Below are 22,754 nucleotides of genomic sequence, written 5' to 3'. Positions count from 1 at the left end.
ACCCCGCCCGTCGCCCCCACAACCCCGCCCCTCCCGCCCACAACCCCGGCCGCCCCGCCGCGAGCGAGGCCCCCGGCAATCCCGCCCGACCCGCTACCGTGAACCGGATGAGCACCGAGCCGCAGCCCACGGACAGCGTCAGCGCGAGCGCGACCGCACCGCCGCGTGGCGCGGACGCGCCCCGGTCCCTGGCCGAGGCGCTGCGGTCGCGGGCCGACGGGGAGCTCGCCGGGCTGCTCCGGGCCCGGCCCGATCTGCTGAGCCCCGTGCCCGGCGACCTCACGCAGCTCGCCACGCGCGCGGGGACCCGTGCTTCCGTGGTGCGCGCCCTGGAGCGGCTCGACCGGTTCGCGCAGCAGGTCGCCGAGGTGCTCGCGGTGGCACCGGAGCCCGCTTCGTACGAGGAACTGCTCCGGCTCCTTGCGGGCGACGACGGGGACGACGCCGTGGAGCGTGCGCTGCCGCACGCGCTCGGCACCCTGCACGCGCAGGCCCTCGTGTGGGGGACGGACGACCGGCTGCGGCTCGTGCGGACCGCCCGCGAGTTGCTCACCCCCACTGCGCAGCATCCGTCGCCGACGGGGCTCGGGCCCACCGTCGCCGAGGCCACGGCCGGCATGTCGCCGACGCGCGTGCAGGACATCGTCGCGGCGGCGGGGCTGCCCACGACCCACGACCCGGTGTCCGCCGTGCAGTCCCTGACGGCCCTGTTCACGGACCGCGCCCGGATGTCGGCGCTGCTCGACGAGGCGCCGGCCGAGTCCGTGGAGGTGCTGTCCCGCCTGGTGTGGGGGCCTCCGTACGGGCAGGTCACCGCCGACCCGGCCCGGCATCTGCGCTGGCTCCTGGACCGGGGCCTGCTGCTGCCCACCGCGCCCGGCACCGTCGTACTGCCCCGCGAGGCGGCCCTGCACCTGCGCGCGGGCCGCGCCCACCGCACGCCCGAGCCGACGCCGCCGCCCGTGGTGGCCGCGCGCGAACACCGTCCACAGGTTGTGGACGCGACGGCCGCCGGACAGGCGTACACCGCGCTCGCCACCGTCGAGGAACTCCTCAAGGACTGGGACGAGGGCGGGCCCACCGTGCTGCGCGCGGGCGGTCTGAGCGTGCGCGACCTGAAGCGGACGGCGGTCGCGCTCGACGCGGCCGAGCCGCTCGCCGCGTTCTGGGTCGAACTGGCCTACGCGGCGGGCCTGCTGGCCTCCGACGGCGAGGCCGACGAGCGGTACGCGGCGACCCCCGGCTACGACGACTGGCAGGAGCTGCCCGCCGCCGAACGCTGGTCGGTCCTCGCCACCGCCTGGCTGGCGGCCACCCGCACGGCGGGCCTGGTCGGCGGCCGCGACGGCAAGGACCGCACGCTCTCCGCGCTCGGCCCGCACCTGGACCGCTCGGCGGCCCCCGAGGTACGCCACCGGGTCCTGGCCCTCCTCGCCGCGCTGCCCGAGGGCGCGGCCCCCGACCCGGACGCCCTCCGGGCCAGGCTGCGCTGGGAGCGCCCGCCCGCCGCCCGCACCCGCCCCGCCAAGGACAGCGGCGCCCCCGGCGGCGCCGCGAACCCCTCCGACTCCCCGACCGCACCGGACCTGCGCGCCCGCATCGCCCGCTGGACGCTGGACGAGGCGGAACTGCTCGGCATCACGGGCCGGGGCGCGCTGGCGGCACACGGCCGGGCCCTGCTCGCCCAGGACGACGCACAGCACGAGGGCCCCGCGATCCGGGACGCCAACGCGGCCCGCGCCGCCCGGCTCCTGGCTCCCCTCCTGCCCGAACCCCTCGACCACGTCCTGCTCCAGGCCGACCTGACCGCCGTGGCCCCCGGCCCGCTGGAGCGGCCGCTCGGCGACGCGCTGGCCGTGCTCGCCGACGTCGAGTCCAAGGGCGGCGCCACGGTCTACCGCTTCACGCCGGGCTCCGTGCGCCGCGCGCTCGACGCCGGGCAGTCCGCCTCCGACCTGCACGCCTTCCTCGCCGCCCACTCCCGTACGCCGGTTCCGCAGCCCCTCGCGTACCTGATCGACGACGTGGCGCGCCGACACGGCCACCTGCGGATCGGCGCGGCCTCCGCGTACGTGCGCTGCGACGACGAGGCCCTCCTCAACGAGATCCTGGCCGACAAGCGCAGCCAGAACCTGCGCCTGCGCCGCCTCGCGCCCACCGTGCTCGCCACGCAGGCGGACCCCGCGGCCCTCCTCGAAGGCCTCCGCTCCATGGGCTTCGCGCCCGCCGCGGAGAGCGCGGAGGGCGACGTCCTGATCACCCGCGCGCACGCCCACCGCACGCCGCCCCGCTCGGCCCCCGAGCCGGTCCCCGACGGTCCGCCGCTGCCGGGCGCGACGCTCGTCGACGCGGCGGTACGGGCGATCCGCGCGGGCGACCTTGCGTCGACGGCGCCCCGCAAGGAGGCGCCCGCCGCGGCGGACGGGCGGCTGCCCCGGACGACGGCGGCGGAGACGCTCGCGACCATGCAGGCCGCGGTGCTCACCGGTGAGGCGGTCTGGATCGGCTACGTCAACGCGGAGGGCTCCGCGAGCCAGCGCGTCATCGCACCCGTGCGGGTGGAGGGCGGCTTCGTGACGGCGTACGACCACACGGCGGACGAGGTCCGCACGTACCCTCTCCACCGCGTGACCGGCGTCGCGGAACTCGCGGACGAGTAGACCTCCGCCGCCTCGGGCCACCCTGCGGGTGCGGGTTCGCCGTGGCCGCTCGCACAGTTCCCCCCGCCGCCGTTGCAGACCACCCCGCGCGGGCAGCTGCGGGCGCGTCGTGGCTCGTCGCGCAGTTCCCCGCGCCCCTAAAAGCCCACCCGCCGTTGCAGACCACCCCGCCCGGGCGGCTGCGGGTTCGTCGTGGCTCGTCGCGCCGTTCCCCGCGCCCCTGAAGACCCACCCGCCGTTGCTGGCCACCCTGCGTGGGCGGGTGCGGGTGCGTCGTGGCTGGTCGCGCAGTTCCCCGCGCCCCTAAAAGCAACAGCCCGCCGCCCTCGTACCCCTAAAAGCAGCAGCCCGCCGCCCCCGCGCCCCAGGAGGCAACAGCCCGCCGCGCCCCGATGCACCGACCCGCCCAAAGCCCCCCTGAGGCACCGCCCCACCCAAGGCCACACCCGAGACCCCCGGGAGGCACCGGCCCTGCGGGGCTTGCCCGACAAACCCCCACCGGGCCGCAGCCGCACACGCGCCCGAGGGGGCGCGGGGGTATGTGCGCACGGAGCACCGAGGAAACAATGGCGTCTTTGTTCGTGCAGCGTGGCGCAGGGATAGCGAGTACGTACATACCCCCGCGACCCCGCCCCACAGCCGCAGCAAAGGCGAACCCATCCAAGGCCCAGGGGCCAGAACCCGGCAAGAAACCGTTGGCCCCACCAGGGACCCGCCCTCTACGATGCCCCCTTCCCGCCTCCCCCCCGCGGAGCGCCGCCGTCCGGACGGAAACCGGGCGGTACCTCGCAGACGACACCGCTGAACCGCCGGAGGCACCCCGTGCACGCGCCCACCGATCCCGACCCCGTCGACCCCGTCGACCCCGTCGGCCCCGTCGACCCCCTGGCCCCCCTCGCCCGCGAACGCGCCCACCTCACCCGGTCCCGTTCCGCCCTGCGGGCCATGCGCGAGGACGCCGAGGCCCTCGACATCCGCGACGTCACCGCGAACTGGGTGAACGCCGCCGTCCTGGAGCGGCAGATCGGCGACCGCATCAAGTCCCTCGCCGACCTCGCCCACACCCCGCTCTTCTTCGGCCGCCTGGACTACCTGCACGCACCGGGCGCCGACCGGGCGGAGGGCGCCGAGGGCGAGCAGTTCTACATCGGGCGGCGGCACGTGCACGACGCCGACGGCGACCCGATGGTCATCGACTGGCGCGCGCCGGTCTCCCAGCCGTTCTACCGGGCGTCCAAGAAGGACCCGATGGACATCGCGCTGCGCCGCCGCTTCGGCTACACGGCCGGCGACCTCACCGCGTACGAGGACGAGCACCTCAGCGACGCCACGGAGGACGAGCGCACCAGCAAGCTCCTCCAGCAGGAGATCGAGCGGCCGCGCGTGGGCCCGATGCGGGACATCGTGGCCACGATCCAGCCCGAGCAGGACGAGATCGTCCGCAGCGGCCTGGGCGGCAGCGTCTGCGTACAGGGCGGCCCCGGCACGGGAAAGACCGCCGTGGGCCTGCACCGGGTCGCCTACCTGCTCTACGCCCACCGCGACCGCCTCGCCCGCACGGGCACGCTCGTCATCGGCCCGAACGCCTCGTTCCTCCACTACATCGAGCAAGTACTCCCCGCACTGGGCGAGTTGGAGGTGAAGCAGGCCACGGTCGACGACCTGGTCGCCCACGTGGAGGTGCGCGGCACGGACGAGGCGCCCGCCGCACTCGTCAAGGGGGACGCCCGGATGGCGGAGGTGCTGCGCAAGGCCGTGCGCTCGCACGTCACCCCGCCCACCGAGCCCGTCGTGGTGGTGCGCGGCTCGCGCAGGTGGCGGATTCCCGCGTACGAACTGGAGGAGATCGTCCAGGAGTTGCTCGCGCGGGACATCCGGTACGGGGCCGCGCGGGACGCCCTGCCGCAGCGCATCGCGCACGCCGTGCTGGTGCGCATGGAGCAGGCGGGCGAGGCGCCGGACGACCGCGTGCAGGACGCCGTGGCCCGCAACACCGCGGTGAAGGCGGCGGTGAAGGCGGTGTGGCCGCCCGTGGACCCCGCGAAGCTCGTGCTGAGGCTGCTCTCCGACGCGGATTTCCTGGCCGCGCACGCCGGGGGGATCCTGAGCGAGGAGGAGCAGCGGACCGTCCTGTGGGCGAAGCCCGCACGGAGCGTGAAGAGCGCCAAGTGGTCGGTCGCGGACGCGGTGTTGATCGACGAGGCGACCGACCTCGTGGCCCGTACCCACTCGCTGGGCCACGTCGTGCTGGACGAGGCGCAGGACCTGTCCCCCATGCAGTACCGCGCGGTGGGGCGGCGCTGCACGACGGGTTCGGCGACCGTGCTGGGCGACCTGGCGCAGGGCACCACGCCGTGGGCGACCCGGAGTTGGGACGAGGCGCTGGGGCATCTGGGCAAGGGCGACGCCGTGGTGGAGGAGCTGACGGCGGGTTTCCGCGTGCCGCGCGAGGTCATCGCGTACGCCTCGCGGCTGCTGCCGGACATCGCGCCGGGCCTCGCGGCGGTCGCCTCGGTGCGCGAGTCGCCGGGTTCGCTCGCCGTGCGCCGCGTGGCGGACGGCGAGGACCCGGACGCGGCCTGCCTGCGGGCCTGCGCCGATTCGCTGGGGCAGGAGGGGTCGATCGGTCTCATCGCCGCGGACGCCCGCATCCCGGCGCTGGCCGGGGCGCTGACGGCGGCCGGGATCACGTATCTGTCCCCGGGCGAGGAGACGACGCCCGACGCCCGGCTCACGCTCGTGCCCGCGTCCCTCGCGAAGGGCCTGGAGTACGACTACGTGGTGCTCGACGAGCCGTCGGCGGTCGTCGACGGCGAGCCCGACGAGCGGACGGGTCTGCGTCGCCTCTACGTGGCGCTGACCCGTGCCGTGTCGGGGCTGATCGTCGTACACCGCGCGGAACTGCCCGAGCAGCTCGCCTAGGGTGCCTGCGCCCCCTTCCCGGGGCCGTCCGCCGGTCCGACCGGTGCACCGGCGGACGGCAGATGCGTCACGATGAGCGCGATGCCCGCGAGGGTGATGACGCGCGTGGCCGCGTCGACGCCGTTCCAGGCCTCCGACTGCCACATGGCGAACCATTCGCCGCCGATGCCGATGAAGCCGACCCCGAAGAGGAGGAGCATCATCAACAGGCCGATGGAGCCGACCTGTTGGGCCCGGCGCAGCCCTTGGGGGCGGCGCAGCCCGCGGGCCCACAGGACGGTGGACGTGGTCAGGACGAGCGCGGCCAGGGTCTCCCAGACGATGACCCCGACGTAGGCGGCGTCCTGGAGCGCGGTGGACTCCACCGCGCGCCATTTGAGGCCGTTGTCCTTGAAGGTGGTGTCCATCGACAGGACATGGCGTACGAACTGCTGGTTGGTACCGAAGTCCGTGATGTTCCCGAACGCGACGAGCGCGATGTAGAGCGCGACCGTCCCGGTGAGCAGCATCGCGGCGACGGGCAGTGCCCCCGCCGCGAGGATCCGCTCCGCGGGACGCGGCTGATGAGCTGGTGTCGGCATGAGATCCCCTCCGTGTCGACCCAGTTCTATCGCGTCCCGCGAAGAAACGATCAACCGGCGACCGCTCAGCCGTCGAGCGCGGCCCGCCATTGCGCGACCGCCGCGGCGGAGACCGGCGCCGACCAGCCGTCGGGCCGCGCGGCCCCGCCGATGTGGAACGCGTCGACGCCCGCGGCCCGCAGGCGCGGCAGGTGGTCGAGGCGCAGTCCGCCGCCGATCAGGAGCTGCGGCTCGTAGCCGGGCTCGCCGCGGCGGGCCGCTTCGGCGAGCAGGGTGGGAAGCCCGTCGTCGACGCCGGCGGCGGCACCCGCGGTGAGGTAGGTGTCCAGGCCCGGCAGGTCGGCGAGTTGCTTGCGCAGGGCGTCGCGGTCGGCGGCGCGGTCGATGGCCCGGTGGAAAGTCCAGCGGCAGCCGTCGAGGGCGTCGACCAGCGTCTCGACGGCCGCCGTGTCGGCACCGCCCGCCTCGTCGAGGAAGCCGAGGACGAACTCGTCGGCGCCCTCGCTCCGCAGCCCGTGGGCGCGGCGCACCAGTTCGTCGACGTCGCCCGCGTCGAACCCGTCGGCCAGCCTGAGCATCACGCGCAGCGAGATGCCGACGGAGGAGCGGATCGCGGCGAAGGTCTCGCGGGACGGCGTGAGGCCGTCCGCCGCCATGTCGGTCACCAGCTCTAGGCGGTCCGCTCCGCCGGCCTGGGCGGCGACGGCGTCCTCGGCATCGAGGGCGATCACCTCCAGGACTGCACGCTTGCTCATGGATGTCTCTTCCTTCTCGTCGCTGCGGCTGGTCTGCAGGATCGCCGGAATCCTGGGCATAGGTCTAGTCCAATTACCCAGCCTACGCGCAGAACACCCCGACGCGAGCCGAGTCGCTCGCACCGGGGTGAAGAAGTGTTCACAGGGGGTGATGTGAACGGAGGTACGGGAGGGGCTCCACAGGCCGCGAGGCGGACGGCCCCTCCGAGGCTCGGGCCACCCCTCAGGCCAACGGCTTGAACCCCCGCAGCCGCAGGCTGTTGCCGACCACGAAGACCGACGAGAAGGCCATGGCCGCGCCCGCGATCATCGGGTTGAGCAGTCCCGCCGCGGCCAGCGGCAGCGCGCCGACGTTGTAGGCGAAGGCCCAGAAGAGGTTCGACCTGATCGTGCCGAGGGTGCGGCGGGAGAGCCGGATCGCGTCCGCCGCGGCCCGCAGGTCGCCCCGGACGAGCGTCAGGTCGCCGGCCTCGATCGCGGCGTCCGTGCCCGTGCCCATCGCGAGCCCCAGGTCGGCCTGGGCCAGGGCCGCCGCGTCGTTCACACCGTCGCCGACCATGGCGACGCTGCGCCCCTCGCCCTGGAGCCGCTTCACCACGTCGACCTTGTCCTGCGGCATGACCTCGGCGATCACGTGCTCGGGGCCGATGCCGACCTCGGCGGCGACGGATGCCGCGACGGCCCGGTTGTCGCCGGTCAGCAGGATCGGGGTGAGGCCGAGCGCGCGCAGCCGCCGGACGGCCTCGGCGCTGGTGTCCTTGACCGCGTCGGCGACCTCCAGGACCGCGCGGGCCTCGCCGTCCCAGGCGACGGCGACGGCGGTACGTCCCGCCGCCTCGGCCTCGGCCTTGGCGCGCGCGAGCCCGGCGGGCAGGTGGATCTCCCACTCCGCGAGCAGTTGGGTCCGGCCGACCAGGACCGCGTGACCTTCCACGACGCCCTGCACGCCCAGGCCCGCGATGTTCGCGAAGTCCTCGGGGGCGGGCAGTTCGCCGGCCGCCGCGACGGCTCCGGCGGCCACGGCCTGCGCGATCGGGTGCTCCGACGAGTGCTCCAGGGCGCCGGCGAGCCGCAGGGCGTCGGTCTCGGTCACGCCGTCGGCGGTGTGGGTGGCGAGCAGGGTCATCCGGCCGGTGGTGACGGTGCCGGTCTTGTCCAGGACGATGGTGTCGACCTTGCGGGTGGACTCCAGGACCTCGGGGCCCTTGATCAGGATGCCGAGCTGGGCGCCGCGGCCGGTGCCGACCATGAGGGCGGTCGGGGTGGCGAGGCCCAGGGCGCACGGGCAGGCGATGATCAGTACGGCCACGGCGGCGGTGAAGGCGGCGGTCAGGCCCGCGCCGTTGCCGAGCCAGAAGCCGAGGGTGGCGAGCGCCAGGCCGATGACGACGGGCACGAACACCGCGGAGATCCGGTCGGCCAGGCGCTGGGCGGCGGCCTTACCGTTCTGCGCGTCCTCGACGAGCCTGGCCATGCGGGCGAGCTGGGTGTCGGCGCCGACGCGGGTGGCCTCGACGACCAGGCGCCCGCCCACGTTGAGGGTGGCACCGGTGACGGCGTCGCCGACGGCGACCTCGACGGGCACGGACTCACCGGTGAGCATGGCGGCGTCCACGGCCGAGGACCCCTCGACGACCTTGCCGTCGGTCGCGATCTTCTCGCCGGGCCGCACCAGGAAGCGGTCGCCGACGGCCAGCTCCCCCACCGGGACGGTCTCTTCACGCCCGTCCTCGCGCACCACGGTGACGTCCTTGGCGCCGAGCCGGAGCAGTGCCTTCAGGGCGGCGCCCGCCTTCCGCTTGGAGCGGGCCTCGAAGTACCGCCCGGCGAGGATGAAGGCGGTGACGCCGGCCGCCGCCTCCAGGTAGATGTTCCCCGCGCCGTCGCTCCTGGCGATGGTCAGCTCGAAGGGGTGCGTCATGCCGGGGGTGCCCGCGGAGCCGAGGAAGAGCGCCCACAGGGACCAGAGGAAGGCAGCCGACGTGCCGACCGAGATCAGCGTGTCCATGGTGGCCGCGCCGTGCCGGGCGTTGGTGAAGGCCGCCTTGTGGAAGGGCCAGGCCGCGTATGTCACGACGGGCGCGGCGAGGGTGAGCGAGAGCCACTGCCAGTACTCGAACTGCAGCGCGGGAACCATCGCCATGGCGATGACCGGCGTGGAGAGCAGCACGGCGGCGATGAGCCGCTGCCGCAGCGACCGCAGGCCGTCGCCCTCCGCCTCCTCTCCCCCGCCCCCGCCTTCCGGGGGCTCCGCGCGGGGCGGCGCGGGCTCCTGCGCGGTGTAGCCGGTGGCTTCGACGGTGGAGATCAGGTCCCGCACGGAGACGTCATCGCCGCGGTAGGTGACCTTGGCCTTCTCGGTGGCGTAGTTGACGGTCGCCTCGACGCCGTCCATGCGGTTGAGCTTCTTCTCGATGCGGGCGGCGCAGGAGGCGCAGGTCATGCCGCCGATGGCGAGTTCGACCTCCGCGGCGGGGGCGGCGGGCCCCGCGTCGGGGGCGCCTGTGGGGGTGGTGAACGCGGCCATGAGGACTCCCGTGCGAGCGAGGAACGAATCAGATACCCGGGCCGGGTATGGATGTCGAGATCCATGTATACCCCTGGGGGGTATTGCGCGCAAGGGTGAGCCCCACTTGACTTCATACCCCTAGGGGGTATGTTCGACGTCATCGAGCCCACCCGGGACCACCAAAGGGAGCCCCCATGAACACCGGACTGAAGATCACCGCATTCGCCGCCACCGTCGCCGCGACCTTCGGCACCGCGTACGGCGTGGGCAAGGGCATCGACCCCGTGACGGAGAAGCCGCAGACGGCACACGGAGAACACGAGAAGGAGGAGGGCACCCCGCAAGAGCGCACGACGGACCGGACAGACCCGGCGCACGGCGCGAGCACCCCCGCCGGCCTGCAGATCTCCGACCGCGGCTACACGCTCGACCTCAAGGACAAGCGGATCGAGGCGGGCAAGGAGCAGCGGCTGCGCTTCGCGGTCGTCCAGGACGCGTCGGGCCGCAACGTGACCGCGTACCAGAAGGAGCACGACAAGGAGCTGCACCTCATCGTCGCCTCACGCGACCTGACGACCTACCGTCATCTGCACCCGAGCCGCGCGGCGGACGGCACCTGGTCGACTTCGGTCCGGCTGCCCGAGGCGGGCGGCTACCGCGTTTTCGCCGACTTCCGCCCCGAGGGCGCGAAGGAGGGCCTGACACTGGGGACGGACCTCGGGGTCGCGGGCGCGTACGAGCCGAAGGAGCTGCCCGCGCACAGCACGACCGCGCGGGTCGACGGCTACGACGTCACGCTGAAGGGCGAGTTGAAGACGGGGGCGGGCGGTGATCTCACGCTGGACGTGGCGAAGAACGGCAGGCCGGTGCCCGACCTGCAGCCCTACCTGGGCGCGTACGGCCACCTGGTGGCCCTTCGCGCGGGCGACCTCGCCTACCTCCACGTGCACCCGAACGGCACGCCCGGCGACGGCAGGACGAAGGCGGGCCCCGGCATCTCGTTCGCGACGGCGGCGCCGAGCAAGGGCGCGTACCGCCTGTTCCTGGACTTCAAGCACGAGGGCACGGTGCGTACGGCGGAGTTCACGGTGCACGCGGGTGGCGACGACGCCCAGAAGCAGGGCGAGACGCGGAAGGACGAGGGCCACCGGCACTGACACCGGATGGCCCTCGCCCGGAATCCCACCGCCCTAGACGGCCGGCGCCACGGCCGCCAGTTCGTCGACGCTGCCCGACATGACGGTCCGGATGTGCGTGGTCAGATGCTCGGCGGGCCAGTCCCACCAGGCGAGTTCGAGCAGCCGCTCGATGTCGGCGGCGGGGAACCGGTGCCGGATGAGCTTCGCCGGGTTGCCGCCGACGATGCCGTAGTCGGGCACGTCGTCGACGACCACGGCGCCCGACGCGATGATCGCGCCGTGCCCGATGCGGACGCCCGGCATGACGGTCGAGCGGTAGCCGAACCAGACGTCGTTGCCGACGACGGTGTCACCGCGCCCCGGCAGCCCGGAGATCAGGTCGAAGTGGTCGCTCCAGGACCCGCCCATGATCGGGAAGGGGAACGTCGAGGGCCCGTCCATCCGGTGGTTGGCGCCGTTCATGATGAACCGCACGCCCTCCCCCAGCGCGCAGTACTTGCCGATGACCAGCCGCTCGGGCCCGTAGTGGTAGAGCACGTTCTTCGTCTCGAAGGCGGTCGGGTCGTCGGGATCGTCGTAGTACGAGAAGTCCCCCACGTCGATCAGCGGCGAGGTCACGAGCGGCTTGAGCAGCACGACGCGCTCCTGGCCGGGCATCGGGTGCACCACGTTCGGGTCGGCGGGTACGACGGCACCGGAAGACATCGCGCAGCGGCTCCTTGGCAGGCAGGTGGTCGGATCCGACGGACCCGACGGATTCGACGGCCCCGACGGCCCCGACGGATTCGACGAATCCGAGGGCAAGTGAACGGACGGGCCCCCTCATGATCCGTCTCAGCCGAAGAGCGTCAACTCCTTTTCCGTGGCGCCCGCGAGCTCGTACCGCGTGCCGGTCAGGGGCCGCCCGGCGCAGATCCGCACCAGCGTCGGCGCGTCCCCGATGTAGCGGGCCGGCGTCCGCTTGCCGTCCCCGGCGCCCAGGGTCAGCGGCTCGTCGCGACCGTCGACGTCGGCGTGCACCTGCGGCACCGGCGCGACGGCGCTGCGCGACCTGCTGAAGTGTCCGAGCAGGTGCAGCGCGTCCGGCAGCCCGTCCCCGCCGTACGCCCCCGGCCTGCCCCACGCCTCCCGTACGTCCCCGGCGTGCACCCACTCCCCCAGCGCGACGCCGTCCAGGCGCCCCTTGGCGGCGGCGAGAACGGGACCGACCTCCGTCATGCCGCGCTCCAGCTCGTCCACGACGCGGGAGTTCGGCCAGTCGGCGCGCTCGGCGATGTCGCGCTCGTTGCTCTCCGGCGAGTACACGCCCTCCTCGAACCGGCTCTCGATCACACGCATCAGCGCGGAGCCGCAGTGCGCGAGCACGTGCCGCACGGTCCAGCCCGGACAACAGGTGCGGACCGCGTACGCCTCGTCGGGTGCGGCCCGCAACAGCGGTATGAGGGCGTCGCGTTCGGTGAGCAGGAGGCGTCCCGCGCGGTCGGGTTCGTACGTCTCGTCGATGGCGTTCATGACCACCACCCAACAGCCTGCGCCCGCGCAGGACAACGCGTCCGACGACACGTCCGACGACAGGTCCGGCAACGCGCCCCCGAGGGACCGCACACTCCCGGCATACCCCCTACCCGTACCCTCCGATGACAGAATCCCCCCATGGCCGACGACAACGACAGCGAGACCGACACCGGCACCGACAAGGACCTCCACGCCCGGTGGGCCGTCACCCTGCTCCGCGCGAGCCGGACCGCCCCCGACCCCGCGCCCTACGCGCAGCGCCTCCTCGCCCGCTGGTCCGAGCCGCAGCGCCGGTACCACACCACCACCCACCTGGCGGCGGTCCTCGACCACCTCGACTCACTGGAGGAGCACGCCGAGGACCCCGAACTCGTCCGCCTGGCAGCGTGGTTCCACGACGCGGTGTACGCGCCCGACCGCTCCGAGAACGAGGAACGCTCGGCCCGCCTCGCCGAACGCGCGCTGCCCGAGGCCGGTCTGACGCCGGACCAGACCGCGGAGGTGGCCCGCCTGGTCCGCCTCACCGTCACGCACGACCCCGACGAGGGCGACCGCAACGGCGAGGCTCTGTGCGACGCGGACCTGGCGATCCTGGCGGCCCCCTCGGACGCGTACGCCGCCTACGCGGCCGCGGTCCGGGAGGAGTACGGCTTCGTGCCGGACGAGGCGTTCCGCGCGGGAAGGGCGGACGTGCTGCGCCAGTTGATCTCCCTCCCGCGCCTGTTCAGGACCCCGTACGGGACGGCCCACTGGGAGGAGCCGGCCCGCGCGAACCTGGCGACGGAGCTGACGCTTCTGTCCCCGCCGTCCCCTCCGTCTCCGCCGCCCCCGCCGTCCCCGCCGTCCCCCTGAAAATCCCTCCGCTTCCACGGGCCCCCTCCCGTACGCTCGGCGCATGCTGCTCATGGGTGGGGACCGGATCGACGAGGCCGTCGTGCACGCGGCGAAGGTGCTGCGTGGGGCGGCTGACCAGGACTGGAGCCGCCCCGCGGACGGGCTCGACTGGAGCTGCCTGAAGACGGCGGAACACATCACGGGCGACTTCATCGGGTACGCGACCCAGCTGACGGGCCGGGCCACCGACTCCTACCTCCCGTTCGACATCACCCTCGACGAAGACATCGACCCCGAGGGCGCGATCCGCACGATCGAGGCGATGGGCCGGATACTCGCGGCGGCCGTCCGCACGACGCCCCGCGGGGTCCGCGCCTACCACCCCTACCCCTCCGGCGGCTCGGACGCGGCGGGCTTCGCGGCGATGGGTGTGGCGGAGGTCCTGCTCCACACGTACGACATCGCGCAGGCGCTCGGCGTCGACGCGGAGCCGCCCACCCCGCTCTGCGAGGCACTCCTCGCCCACCTCTTCCCGCACGTGCCGCCGGCCCCCGCGGGCTCCACGCCCTGGACGACGCTCCTGTGGGCGACGGGCCGCGGCACGCTGCCGGGCCGCACCCGGCTCGCGCAGTGGCACTGGCACAACGCCCACTCGCTGCCGGCCGGCCCGGTCGACCTGCGCGAGGTGACGCCCGCGGCCGCGGCGGACCTCGCCGTGGGCGGCACGGGCGGGCTCACCTGGCTCGACGGCGGCCCCTTCGAGGGGACGCGGACGGCCGCGGAGATGGTCACGAAGGCGTACGCCTCCGGGGTGTACCGCCCCGAGTGGGGCATGTACGCGCTGGTCCGCACGGACGACGAGCTGGCGGTGGGCGGCATGGGCTTCCACGGGCCGCCGGACGAGAACGGGTGCGTGGAGGTCGGGTACGACCTCGTTCCCGGGGCGCGGGGGCGGGGCTACGCGTCGGGGGCGCTGCGCTCGCTCTCGCAGTGGGCCTTCACGCACCCCGAGGTGACGTCGCTCCTCGCCGTGGTCGAACCCTGGAACACGCCCTCGCAGGCGGTGGCGGCGCGGGCGGGTTACATCCGCCTCCCGGACCGCGACACCAACTTCGCGTACGGTCTGCGCCGGGCTTGAACGGTCCTGGGTGCGTTTTCGTCTGCGGGTTCGTCGTGGCTTGTCGCGCAGTTCCCCGCGCCCCTGGGGTCCGGCTGTGGGGCGGGGTCGCGGGGGTATGTACGTACTCGCTATCCCTGCGCCACGCCTCAAGAACAAAGACGCCACAGTCCGCTCAGTGCTCCGTGCGCACATACCCCCGCGCCCCCTCGGGCGCGCGTGCGACTGCCGGCCATCGGTGGTGGACAAGCCCCGCAGGGGCGAGTGGCCTTTAGGGGCGCGGGGAACGGCGCGACAAGCCACAACGCACCCGCACCCGCCAAGCGTCCGGCCCCCCAGCGGCGGGTGGGCCTTTAGGGGCGCGAGGAACTGCGCGACAAGCCACAACGCACCCGAAGACACACCGCCCAAGGAATGTCAGCAGCCAACTCGGCGTTCACTACTGTTATGCCGAACTCCGTCCCCACTCGAATGCCCGTAGCCGTGTACATGCTCGGCCTGGCCGTCTTCGCCCTCGGTACCAGCGAGTTCATGCTCTCCGGCCTGCTCCCGCCCATCGCCGACGACATGAACGTCTCCATCCCGCGTGCGGGCCTCCTCATCTCCGCCTTCGCCATCGGCATGGTCATCGGCGCCCCGCTCCTCGCCGTGGCCACCCTCCGCCTCCCCCGCCGCACGACCCTGATCACGCTCATCACGGTCTTCGGCCTCGGCCAGGTCGCCGGCGCCCTCGCGCCGACCTACGAGATCCTCTTCGCGTCCCGCGTCGTCAGCGCCCTCGCCTGCGCGGGGTTCTGGGCGGTCGGCGCGGCCGTCGCCATCGCGATGGTCGAGTTCAACCAGCGCGCCCGCGCCATGGCGGTGATGATCGGCGGCCTGTCCATCGCGAACGTGCTCGGCGTCCCGGCGGGCGCCTTCCTGGGGGAGAACTTCGGCTGGCGCTCCGCGTTCTGGGCGGTCGGCGCCGCCTCCGCGATCGCGCTCGTGGGCGTGCTCACCCTCATCCCCCGCATCCCGCTCCCCGCGGAGAAGCCGCAGCTGAAGAAGGAGCTGTCGATCTACGGGGACCGCCAGGTCTGGCTGTCCATAGCCGTGACCGCGCTCGCGGCGGGCGGCGTGTTCTGCGCGTTCTCGTACCTGTCCCCGCTCCTGACGGACGTGGCGGGTCTCTCCGAGAGCTGGGTCCCTTCGGTCCTCGGCCTCTTCGGCGTGGGCGCGCTGGTCGGCACGATGATCGGCGGCCGGGTGGCGGACGCCCACCTCTTCGGCGTCCTGCTGAGCGGCATCGCCGCGTCCACGGTCTTCCTCGTCTCACTGGCCCTTTTCGCCGCCACCCCCGCGGCGGCGATCACGCTGAGCTTCCTGCTCGGCGTCTCCGCGTTCTACACGGCCCCGGCGCTGAACGCCCGCATGTTCAACGTGGCGGGCGCCGCCCCCACGCTCGCGGGCGCGACGACGACGGCGGCGTTCAACCTGGGCAACACGGGCGGCCCCTGGCTGGGCGGCACGGTGATCGACCTGAAGCTCGGCTACGGCGCGACGGCGTGGGCGGGCGCGGCGATGACGGCGGTGGCCATCGTGGCGGTGACCCTCTCCCTCCGCCTGCACCGCACGAGCCCCAGTCGCGTGGTCACGGCGTCCTCGACCCGCACCGTGGCGGACACCGCTGTGGAGTCCGAGGCGTCCGCGACCCACTGATTCCTGCTGCCCCCGCCCTCACTCCAGCGGCCGCAAGAACCTCCGCTCGTACCGCCTGATGCACCCCGTCCGCCGCGCCAGCTCGAACGCCTCCTGGCATGCGGGGTCCGTCGTGCTGTCCGTGCGGTACTGCTCGTACGCGGCGAGGCTCGGGAAGGAGAAGAGGGCGTACGCGATGTCGCTGTCGCCCTCGCTCGGCAGGAAGTAGCCGTGGTGCGTGCCGCCGAAGCGGTTGACGAGGCCGACCCAGCGGCGGCCGTACTCCTCGAAGTCGGCGATGCGGTCCGGGTCGATCTCGTACTTCAGATGAACGGTGATCATGCGCCCGACCCTAGGCGCACGAAGCACCCGCGCCCAGGCACGGACAGGCCGGCACCCTGCCCCCTAGGCAGGCCGCCCCTTCGGCCGCCGCAACCCGGCCCCCGTGAGCCTGCGCACCAGTTCCTTGGAGCCGATCTCCACCGCGCCGGCGCGCACCGCGTCGTCGTAGCGGTGGGACGGCACGTCGTAGTGGTCGCGTTCGAAGGCGCGGGGCGGGCAGCCGACCGACGCGGCGAAGGCGTGGAGTTCCTCGAAGGAGACGTCGCTGACCAGGTGGGACCACATGCGGCCGTGTCCGGGCCAGGCCGGCGGGTCGATGTAGACCGTCACGACAGGCCGCCCACCGGCGCCACGACCACGCCCGCCTTCCCGCACACCCAGTGCGGGTCGGGCCCGAGCTCCGGTTCCACGTCGAGCGCGTGCGGGTCGCCGGAGCCGCAGACGGGGCACAGGGGCCAGCGTCCGTAACGTTCCAGGAGGGCGTCCTGGACGTCCTGGGCGACGAGCCCGGCGACGTACTCGACGCCCTCGGGCCACTGCTCGACCCACCAGCGGCGGTGTGCGACCGCCTCCTCGACCAGCGAGACGACCTCGGCCTCCGCGACCTCGCGGGTGACGAGGTCGGCGAGGACCAGTGCGCGGGCGGCGTGCAACGCCTGCTCCAGGGGGTCGATCGTGTCCATGCCGCCATTGTCGCCCCGCACACCCCGGACGGAAAACGACCGAGGTCCCGGCCGATCCCGGGACCAATGGGGTCTTGACCGGTCACCTGTCCGAAAATATCTTTCAGATGTGACCAATGATGTGAAGGAAATTTTCGCGGGTGCCGCGCCCCCCGCCCCCGCCGCCCTCGCGGCCAAGGTGCGGACCCTGGCGCCGTCGATGACCCGCTCCATGCAGCGCGTCGCCGAGGCCGTCGCCAAGGACCCCGCGGGGTGCGCCGCCCTCACGGTCACCGGCCTCGCCGAACTCACCGGCACCAGCGAGGCGACGGTCGTGCGCACCGCCCGCCTCCTCGGCTACCCCGGCTACCGGGACCTGCGCCTCGCGCTCGCCGGGCTCGCCGCCCAGCAGCAGTCGGGGCGCGCGCCCGCCGTCACCGCGGACATCGCCGTCGACGACCCGATCGCGGACGTCGTGGCCAAGCTCGCCTACGACGAGCAGCAGACCCTCGCCGACACCGCCGCCGGGCTCGACACCGTGCAGCTCGGCGCCGCCGTCGCCGCCCTCGCCACCGCCCGCCGCGTGGAGATCTACGGCGTCGCCGCCTCGGGCCTCGTCGCCCAGGACCTCGCGCAGAAGCTGCTCCGCATCGGGCACATCGCGCACGCGCACTCCGACCCGCACCTGGCCGTCACCAACGCCGTGACGCTGCGCGCCAAGGACGTGGCCATCGCGATCACCCACTCCGGTTCGACGGGTGACGTCATCGAGCCGCTGCGGGTCGCCTTCGAGCACGGGGCGACCACGATCGCGATCACCGGGCGGCCCGGCGCGGCCGTCTCGCAGTACGCCGATCACATACTGACGACCTCCACCGCCCGCGAGAGCGAGCTGCGCCCCGCCGCGATGTCGTCCCGTACGAGCCAACTCCTCGTCGTGGACTGCCTGTTCGTGGGCGTCGCCCAGCGTACGTACGAGACGGCGGCCCCCGCGCTCGCCGCATCCTACGAAGCGCTCGCGCACCGCCACAGCCCGCGCGGCGGCAGCCGCTGAGCCGCCCACGAGCCAGGGCCCCCTCACCGATCCCTCTCCTTGAATCCCTCCCCCTCCCCGTACCGGACACGAAAGAGCCGCAGACGCCATGACCTCCACCACCGACGCCGCCACCCCCGCCCCGCAGGGCGACTCCCAGGGCGACGACACCTACGGCGAGCTCCGCGCCCAGCTCGCCACCCTCACCACCGAGGCGTTCCGCCCCGAGCTCTCCGAGATCGACCGGCTGCCCACGCCGGAGATCGCGAAGATCATGAACGGTGAGGACGCCACCGTTCCGGCCGCCGTCGCCAAGCAGCTGCCCGCGATCGCCGCCGCCATCGACGACACCGCCGAGCGCATGGCCCGCGGCGGCCGGCTGATCTACGCGGGCGCGGGCACCGCGGGCCGGCTCGGGGTCCTCGACGCCTCCGAGTGCCCGCCCACCTTCAACACCGACCCCAGCGAGGTCGTCGGCCTGATCGCGGGCGGCCCGAGCGCCATGGTGACGGCGGTCGAGGGCGCGGAGGACAGCAAGGAGCTGGCCGCCGAGGACCTGGACGCGCTGAACCTGACCTCGGACGACATCGTCGTCGGCATCTCCGCGTCGGGCCGCACCCCGTACGCGATCGGCGCCGTCGAGCACGCCCGCCGGCGCTGCGGCGCGCTCACCATCGGCCTGTCCTGCAACGCGGACAGCGCCCTCGCGGCGGCCGCCGAGCACGGCATCGAGGTCGTCGTCGGCCCCGAACTCCTCACCGGTTCCACCCGGTTGAAGGCGGGCACGGCCCAGAAACTCGTCCTCAACATGCTGTCGACGATCACGATGATCCGCCTCGGCAAGACCTACGGAAACCTGATGGTGGACGTCCGCGCCTCCAACGAGAAGCTGCGCGCACGCTCCCGCCGCATCGTCGCCCTCGCCACCGGCGCCGGGGACGACGAGATCGAGGCGGCCCTCGCCGCGACCGACGGGGAGGTGAAGAACGCCATCCTCACCATCCTCGGCCGGGTCGAGGGGCCCGCCGCCGCCGAGCTGCTCGCCGCCGCCGACGGGCACCTCCGCGCGGCCCTCGACGCCGCCCGCACCACCTGACCCCGCACGTCCGAACCACCCCGCCCCCGGGCACCGCACAGCAAGGCACCGCACCATGGCACCTGACAAGAACCGCGCCACCGCCGCCGCGATCCTCCCCCTCGTCGGCGGCGCCCAGAACGTCAACTCCCTCGCCCACTGCATGACCCGGCTCCGCCTGGAGCTGGCCGACCGCTCACTCGTCGACGACGAGGCGCTGAAGGCACTGCCCGCGGTGATGGGCGTGGTCGAGGACGAGACGTACCAGATCGTGCTCGGCCCGGGCACGGTCGCCCGGGTGACCCCGGAGTTCGAGGCCTTGGTGGCGGAGGGGCGCACCGCAGCTCCCGCCGAACACACCCTGACCGCCGACGAGCTGGCGGCTCAGGGTGCCGCGATCAGGCAGGCCCGCAAGGAGAAGAACGCCACCCCGTTCAAGCTCTTCCTGCGCCGCATCGCGAACATCTTCGTGCCGCTGATCCCCGCCCTGATCGGCTGCGGCATCATCGCGGGCATCAACGGACTGCTCATCAACCTGGAGTGGCTGCCCGGCATCACCCCGGCCCTCGCCGCCATCGCCTCCGGGTTCATGGCGCTGATCGCGGTGTTCGTCGGCTTCAACACGGCGAAGGAGTTCGGCGGTACGCCGATCCTGGGCGGCGCGGTCGCCGCGATCATCGTGTACGCGGGCGTCGCGAACATCGAGGCGTTCGGCCAGAAGCTCTCCCCGGGGCAGGGCGGCGTTCTGGGCGCCCTCGGAGCCGCGGTCCTGGCCACCTACGTCGAGAAGTGGTGCAGGAAGTGGGTTCCGGAGGCGGTGGACGTCCTGGTCACCCCCACCCTCACCGTCCTGGTCTCCGGCCTCGTCACGATCTTCGGCCTGATGTTCCTCGCGGGCGAGGTGTCGACGGGCATCGGCACGGCGGCGAACTGGCTCCTGGACAACACGGGCGCGTTCGCGGGCCTGGTCCTCGGCGGTCTCTTCCTCCCCCTCGTCATGCTGGGCCTGCACCAGGCCCTGATCCCCATCCACACCACGCTCATCGAGCAGCAGGGTTTCACGGTCCTGCTGCCCATCCTGGCGATGGCGGGCGCGGGTCAGGTCGGCTGCGCCATCGCGGTCTACCGGCGCCTCAAGCACAACAAGTCGATCCGTACGACGATCAAGTCCGCGCTCCCCGCGGGCTTCCTGGGCGTCGGCGAACCGCTCATCTACGGCGTCTCGCTCCCCCTCGGCCGCCCCTTCGTCACGGCGTGCGTGGGCGGCGCGGCGGGCGGCGCGTTCATCGGGTTCTTCTCGATGCTCGGCGACAAGGTCGGCTCGACGGCGATCGGCCCGTCCGGCTGGGCGCTGTTCCCGCTCCTGGACGGCACCAAGGGCCTCGGCCCGACGGTCCTCATCTACGGCGGCGGCCTCCTGGTCGGCTACCTCGTCGGCTTCTTCGCCACGTACTTCTTCGGCTTCAGCAAGCAGATGCTGGTGGAGCTGAACGCGGATGTCGACGCGGGCGAGTCCCCGGCGGCCCGGGCGGAGGCGGAGCCGGCGAAGGCGCCGGCGGCGGTCTGAGTCCACACCCGCACTCACCGGGGCCGGGCCTGGGCCTGCCGGTTCAGTTCGCGCACGCGCTCCCTCAGGACATCCTCCGGCGGCGCGTCGCCGACCGACGCCGGCGGGCAGTCCCACTCCCTGCCGCCGCCCAGCGGCCTCAGCTGTACGAGTCCTCCCTCGCAGCCCATGACCTGACCGACACTGCCGTCCCGGTAGTCGATCGCGTACGTCCCCGTCTCGGGCACCCCCGGATCCTCGTTCACCGCGTCCCCTCCAGTACCGCCGCGAGGCGCAGCGCCGTGTCCAGGTTGCAGCGCCCCAGCTCCACCAGCGGCAACGCGCCCTCGCTCGCCGCGGTCAGCGGGTCCACCCGCAGCGACGGCAGCGTGACCCCGGCCCCTTCCAGGCCCGCCCTCAACTGCCGTACGGCCTCCTCCGCCGCCCGCATCCGTTCCTCCGCCGTCAGCGCCATGAACTCCGCCTTTCCTACCGGGTGCTTTCGCCTGCTCACCCAGAGTGTCCGCTCGTGCGTTGCCTGAAAAGCGCAGAGGACCCAACAACCCTCCGTGTTCGGATGAGTTGCCCCATGACGCGCCCCAAGGACCTCGCCCCGCCCCCGGCCCTCCGCCACGACCCTCCGCCACGACCATCAAGCACTACCTGCCGCCGCGAGCTGGTCCGCCTTCGTGACGAACCCCAAGCCGGGGGCTTCGGTGGGCCCGCGTCCTTGAACGGTGACCGGGGCCGCCCGGGTTCTTGCGGAGTGTGGCGGCTCCGGGCCGGCAGTAAAGGGCGCTCCCTGCGGTCGCGTCGGCTACGCCGATTCCGCTCCGCTCCACCCTTGACTCCCGTCCCTCCACCGCGCGTTGACCTTTGACCCGGACGGCCAGGGGTGAGGCGGCGGGCGCTGCGGGGATGGGTCATCACCTCTCGCTGCCGGGTGCGGACCGGCCCAACGTGGGTCATCGACATGGTCGAAGCTCGGCCCTCCCGCCAAGCGGCTGCCCCGGCCGGGTCATCCCCCTTCGTCGCCGAGTGCGGACCGGCCCAACGTGGGCCGACGTCAGAGGCAGGGGGCGAGGCTTGGTTCGCCGGGCGGGCTTGGCTCGGCTTGTGGCATGGGCTCTCGGTGTCGGGCGTGGAGCGGGTCATCGTGGGGCGGCGCCGTGCCTGAGGTTCGGCTCGGGTCGGGCGGGTCGGTTACCTACTTTGGGAAAGTTGCGAATGCGGGTGCCGCGCGCCCCCTCCGCACACTCAATGCGCCGTCGGGTAGGTCGGGTAGTTCGGGTTGGTGGGACAGGGGTCCGGGGTGGGGGATGCGCGGGGCGGCGCGCAGGGCGTGACAGGGGGGCGCGCGGCCATCTGGTTCGCAACTTTCCCAAAGTAGGTGTCTGGTCGAGGGCCCGTATGTCCGTCGGCGCTTCGGTGGTGGCGAGTGTGCGTGCGGTGGTCGGCCCGCCGGTCCGCCGACGGTGGGCCGGTCCGTATTCGGCGGTGAGGGGTGGCGGCCCGACCGGGGGTGCCGCGTGGCGGGCAGGTCGCGTGGCGGGCTGAGCCTTGACCGTGGCGCCCGCCCACGTTGGGCGAGCCCGCACCCGGCAGTGAGAGGTGATGACCCGGCCGGTCAAGCCGCTTGGCGGAAAGGCCGAGCTGCCACTCTGACGCCCGCACCCGGTGCGGACCGGTCCGCACTCGGCGACGAAGGGGGATGACCCGGCCGGGGCAGCCGCTTGGCGGGGGGCTGAGCTGTCTCCCTGACGGCGGCCCACGTTGGGCCGGTCCGCACCCGGCAGCGAAAGGGGATGGCCCGAGCGGCGAGGCCGCTTGGCGGGAGGGGCGAGCTGTCACCCTGACGGCGGCCCACGTTGGGCCGGTCCGCACCCGGCAGCGAGAGGTGATGACCCATCCCCGCAGCGCCCGCCGCCTCACCCCTGGCCGTCCGGGTCAAAGGTCAACGCGCGGTGGAGGGACGGGAGTCAAGGGTGGAGCGGAGCGGAATCGGCGTAGCCGACGCGACCGCAGGGAGCGCCCTTTACTGCCGGCCCGGAGCCGCCACACTCCGCAAGAACCCGGGCGGCCCCGGTCACCGTTCAAGGACGCGGGCCCACCGAAGTCCCCGACAGACGCCCACCCAAGGACTACGTCGACTGATCCCGGTCAGGCCCCGGTCAGGCCCCGACCAGGCCCCGACCAGGCCCCCGGCCAGTCCCCGCCCGGGTCGGCTTCGCGACAGAGTTCCCGCCCGTCGGCGGAGACCGCCCCGCCGGGGAATGGCCGACGCGCCGTCCCCCGCGCGCGGAGCGCACCCGTACGTCCCAGGCCAGGGCGGCCCGCCCCACGCGCCCCACCCACGGAAGGCCGAACTCCCCCTGTCCGAAAGGCTC

General features: G+C 73.5%; 19 protein-coding genes. 9 read left to right on the top strand and 10 right to left on the bottom strand.

The genetic code is table 11. The features are described 5' to 3' along the window. The first annotated feature begins 107 nt into the window (after positions 1-107). Both ACZ592_RS18620 and ACZ592_RS18615 read left to right on the top strand, forming a co-directional pair. Positions 108-2,660, top strand: a complete 2,553-nt coding sequence (locus ACZ592_RS18620) for a helicase-associated domain-containing protein (protein WP_471582643.1) — start codon at positions 108-110, stop codon at positions 2,658-2,660. Positions 2,661-3,545: 885 nt separating this feature from the next. Beyond that, positions 3,546-5,582, top strand: a complete 2,037-nt coding sequence (locus ACZ592_RS18615) for a HelD family protein (protein WP_471583003.1) — start codon at positions 3,546-3,548, stop codon at positions 5,580-5,582. Here the strand turns inward: ACZ592_RS18615 and ACZ592_RS18610 are convergent. The 3 genes from ACZ592_RS18610 to ACZ592_RS18600 form a co-directional block, all read right to left on the bottom strand. After that, positions 5,579-6,163 carry a DUF2165 domain-containing protein gene (locus ACZ592_RS18610; RefSeq protein WP_471582642.1) on the bottom strand — a complete coding sequence of 195 codons (585 nt, stop codon included), beginning with the start codon at positions 6,161-6,163 and terminating at the stop codon, positions 5,579-5,581. The two genes, ACZ592_RS18615 and ACZ592_RS18610, sit on opposite strands and share 4 nt — an antisense overlap. 65 nt (positions 6,164-6,228) lie before the next feature. Beyond that, positions 6,229-6,918, bottom strand: a complete 690-nt coding sequence (locus ACZ592_RS18605) for a copper homeostasis protein CutC (RefSeq protein WP_471582641.1) — start codon at positions 6,916-6,918, stop codon at positions 6,229-6,231. A gap of 223 nt (positions 6,919-7,141) precedes the next feature. Continuing rightward, positions 7,142-9,445 carry a heavy metal translocating P-type ATPase gene (locus tag ACZ592_RS18600; protein WP_471582640.1) on the bottom strand — a complete coding sequence of 768 codons (2,304 nt, stop codon included), beginning with the start codon at positions 9,443-9,445 and terminating at the stop codon, positions 7,142-7,144. 176 nt (positions 9,446-9,621) lie between these two features. Here ACZ592_RS18600 and ACZ592_RS18595 point away from each other — a divergent pair, with 176 nt between their 5' ends. Continuing rightward, positions 9,622-10,584 (top strand): hypothetical protein, encoded by a 963-nt coding sequence (locus tag ACZ592_RS18595; protein ID WP_471582639.1) that lies wholly within the window; start codon positions 9,622-9,624, stop codon positions 10,582-10,584. 33 nt (positions 10,585-10,617) lie between these two features. Here the strand turns inward: ACZ592_RS18595 and ACZ592_RS18590 are convergent, their stop codons facing one another. Together ACZ592_RS18590 and ACZ592_RS18585 are read right to left on the bottom strand one after the other, a co-directional pair. Beyond that, positions 10,618-11,271, bottom strand: coding sequence for a CatB-related O-acetyltransferase (locus tag ACZ592_RS18590; RefSeq protein WP_471582638.1), 654 nt, complete (start codon positions 11,269-11,271; stop codon positions 10,618-10,620). Positions 11,272-11,400: 129 nt separating this feature from the next. Further along, positions 11,401-12,078: a maleylpyruvate isomerase family mycothiol-dependent enzyme gene (locus tag ACZ592_RS18585; protein ID WP_471582637.1), complete on the bottom strand. Its 678-nt coding sequence runs from the start codon at positions 12,076-12,078 to the stop codon at positions 11,401-11,403. Positions 12,079-12,219: 141 nt separating this feature from the next. On the opposite strand from ACZ592_RS18585, the gene ACZ592_RS18580 reads away from it, so the two are divergent. From ACZ592_RS18580 to ACZ592_RS18570, 3 genes are all read left to right on the top strand, one after another. Then, positions 12,220-12,933 (top strand): HD domain-containing protein, encoded by a 714-nt coding sequence (locus tag ACZ592_RS18580; protein ID WP_471582636.1) that lies wholly within the window; start codon positions 12,220-12,222, stop codon positions 12,931-12,933. Between the two features lie 43 nt (positions 12,934-12,976). Then, on the top strand, positions 12,977-14,053 hold the full coding sequence (locus tag ACZ592_RS18575) for a GNAT family N-acetyltransferase (protein ID WP_471582635.1): 1,077 nt from the start codon (positions 12,977-12,979) through the stop codon (positions 14,051-14,053). A gap of 450 nt (positions 14,054-14,503) precedes the next feature. Continuing rightward, complete coding sequence (locus tag ACZ592_RS18570) at positions 14,504-15,730, top strand: Cmx/CmrA family chloramphenicol efflux MFS transporter (RefSeq protein WP_471583002.1); 1,227 nt, start codon at positions 14,504-14,506, stop codon at positions 15,728-15,730. Between the two features lie 18 nt (positions 15,731-15,748). On the opposite strand, the gene ACZ592_RS18565 is transcribed toward ACZ592_RS18570, so the two are convergent. From ACZ592_RS18565 to ACZ592_RS18555, 3 genes are all read right to left on the bottom strand, one after another. Beyond that, positions 15,749-16,051, bottom strand: coding sequence for an NIPSNAP family protein (locus ACZ592_RS18565; protein ID WP_471582634.1), 303 nt, complete (start codon positions 16,049-16,051; stop codon positions 15,749-15,751). 63 nt (positions 16,052-16,114) lie between these two features. Beyond that, entirely contained in the window at positions 16,115-16,381 is a 267-nt protein-coding gene (locus ACZ592_RS18560; RefSeq protein WP_471582633.1) for a DUF4031 domain-containing protein, read from the bottom strand. Then, the gene (locus tag ACZ592_RS18555; RefSeq protein WP_471582632.1) at positions 16,378-16,734 is read right to left on the bottom strand and encodes a hypothetical protein; all 357 of its coding nucleotides are present in this window, start codon (positions 16,732-16,734) and stop codon (positions 16,378-16,380) included. Before ACZ592_RS18555 ends, ACZ592_RS18560 begins: the two co-directional genes overlap by 4 nt. 109 nt (positions 16,735-16,843) lie before the next feature. Here ACZ592_RS18555 and ACZ592_RS18550 point away from each other — a divergent pair, with 109 nt between their 5' ends. The 3 genes from ACZ592_RS18550 to ACZ592_RS18540 all read left to right on the top strand — a co-directional run bounded on the left by ACZ592_RS18550 (position 16,844) and on the right by ACZ592_RS18540 (position 20,388). Continuing rightward, positions 16,844-17,767, top strand: coding sequence for a MurR/RpiR family transcriptional regulator (locus tag ACZ592_RS18550; protein WP_471582631.1), 924 nt, complete (start codon positions 16,844-16,846; stop codon positions 17,765-17,767). 88 nt (positions 17,768-17,855) lie between these two features. Continuing rightward, complete coding sequence (gene murQ / locus ACZ592_RS18545; protein WP_471582630.1) at positions 17,856-18,842, top strand: N-acetylmuramic acid 6-phosphate etherase; 987 nt, start codon at positions 17,856-17,858, stop codon at positions 18,840-18,842. Positions 18,843-18,897: 55 nt separating this feature from the next. After that, on the top strand, positions 18,898-20,388 hold the full coding sequence (locus ACZ592_RS18540) for a PTS transporter subunit EIIC (RefSeq protein ID WP_471582629.1): 1,491 nt from the start codon (positions 18,898-18,900) through the stop codon (positions 20,386-20,388). Positions 20,389-20,402: 14 nt separating this feature from the next. Here the strand turns inward: ACZ592_RS18540 and ACZ592_RS18535 are convergent, their stop codons facing one another. Both ACZ592_RS18535 and ACZ592_RS18530 read right to left on the bottom strand, forming a co-directional pair. After that, positions 20,403-20,633, bottom strand: coding sequence for a hypothetical protein (locus ACZ592_RS18535; protein ID WP_471582628.1), 231 nt, complete (start codon positions 20,631-20,633; stop codon positions 20,403-20,405). Further along, positions 20,630-20,881: a hypothetical protein gene (locus ACZ592_RS18530; protein ID WP_471582627.1), complete on the bottom strand. Its 252-nt coding sequence runs from the start codon at positions 20,879-20,881 to the stop codon at positions 20,630-20,632. Before ACZ592_RS18530 ends, ACZ592_RS18535 begins: the two co-directional genes overlap by 4 nt. Positions 20,882-22,754: the final 1,873 nt, after the last annotated feature.

It is taken from the genome of Streptomyces sp. NPDC040622, from assembly GCF_055593965.1.
The sequence above is the reverse complement of the archived record's forward strand: the minus strand, read 5'-3'. Positions and strand labels throughout refer to the sequence as shown.

Excerpts from the sequence above, each read along its gene's own strand:
- ACZ592_RS18620 (WP_471582643.1), top strand. The coding sequence starts at position 108 with ATGAGCACCGAGCCGCAGCCCACGGACAGCGTCAGCGCGAGCGCGACC.
- ACZ592_RS18610 (WP_471582642.1), bottom strand. The coding sequence starts at position 6,163 with ATGCCGACACCAGCTCATCAGCCGCGTCCCGCGGAGCGGATCCTCGCG.
- ACZ592_RS18605 (WP_471582641.1), bottom strand. The coding sequence starts at position 6,918 with ATGAGCAAGCGTGCAGTCCTGGAGGTGATCGCCCTCGATGCCGAGGAC.
- ACZ592_RS18600 (WP_471582640.1), bottom strand. The coding sequence starts at position 9,445 with ATGGCCGCGTTCACCACCCCCACAGGCGCCCCCGACGCGGGGCCCGCC.
- ACZ592_RS18595 (WP_471582639.1), top strand. The coding sequence starts at position 9,622 with ATGAACACCGGACTGAAGATCACCGCATTCGCCGCCACCGTCGCCGCG.
- ACZ592_RS18590 (WP_471582638.1), bottom strand. The coding sequence starts at position 11,271 with ATGTCTTCCGGTGCCGTCGTACCCGCCGACCCGAACGTGGTGCACCCG.
- ACZ592_RS18585 (WP_471582637.1), bottom strand. The coding sequence starts at position 12,078 with ATGAACGCCATCGACGAGACGTACGAACCCGACCGCGCGGGACGCCTC.
- ACZ592_RS18580 (WP_471582636.1), top strand. The coding sequence starts at position 12,220 with ATGGCCGACGACAACGACAGCGAGACCGACACCGGCACCGACAAGGAC.
- ACZ592_RS18575 (WP_471582635.1), top strand. The coding sequence starts at position 12,977 with ATGCTGCTCATGGGTGGGGACCGGATCGACGAGGCCGTCGTGCACGCG.
- ACZ592_RS18570 (WP_471583002.1), top strand. The coding sequence starts at position 14,504 with ATGCCCGTAGCCGTGTACATGCTCGGCCTGGCCGTCTTCGCCCTCGGT.
- ACZ592_RS18565 (WP_471582634.1), bottom strand. The coding sequence starts at position 16,051 with ATGATCACCGTTCATCTGAAGTACGAGATCGACCCGGACCGCATCGCC.
- ACZ592_RS18555 (WP_471582632.1), bottom strand. The coding sequence starts at position 16,734 with ATGGACACGATCGACCCCCTGGAGCAGGCGTTGCACGCCGCCCGCGCA.
- murQ (WP_471582630.1), top strand. The coding sequence starts at position 17,856 with ATGACCTCCACCACCGACGCCGCCACCCCCGCCCCGCAGGGCGACTCC.
- ACZ592_RS18540 (WP_471582629.1), top strand. The coding sequence starts at position 18,898 with ATGGCACCTGACAAGAACCGCGCCACCGCCGCCGCGATCCTCCCCCTC.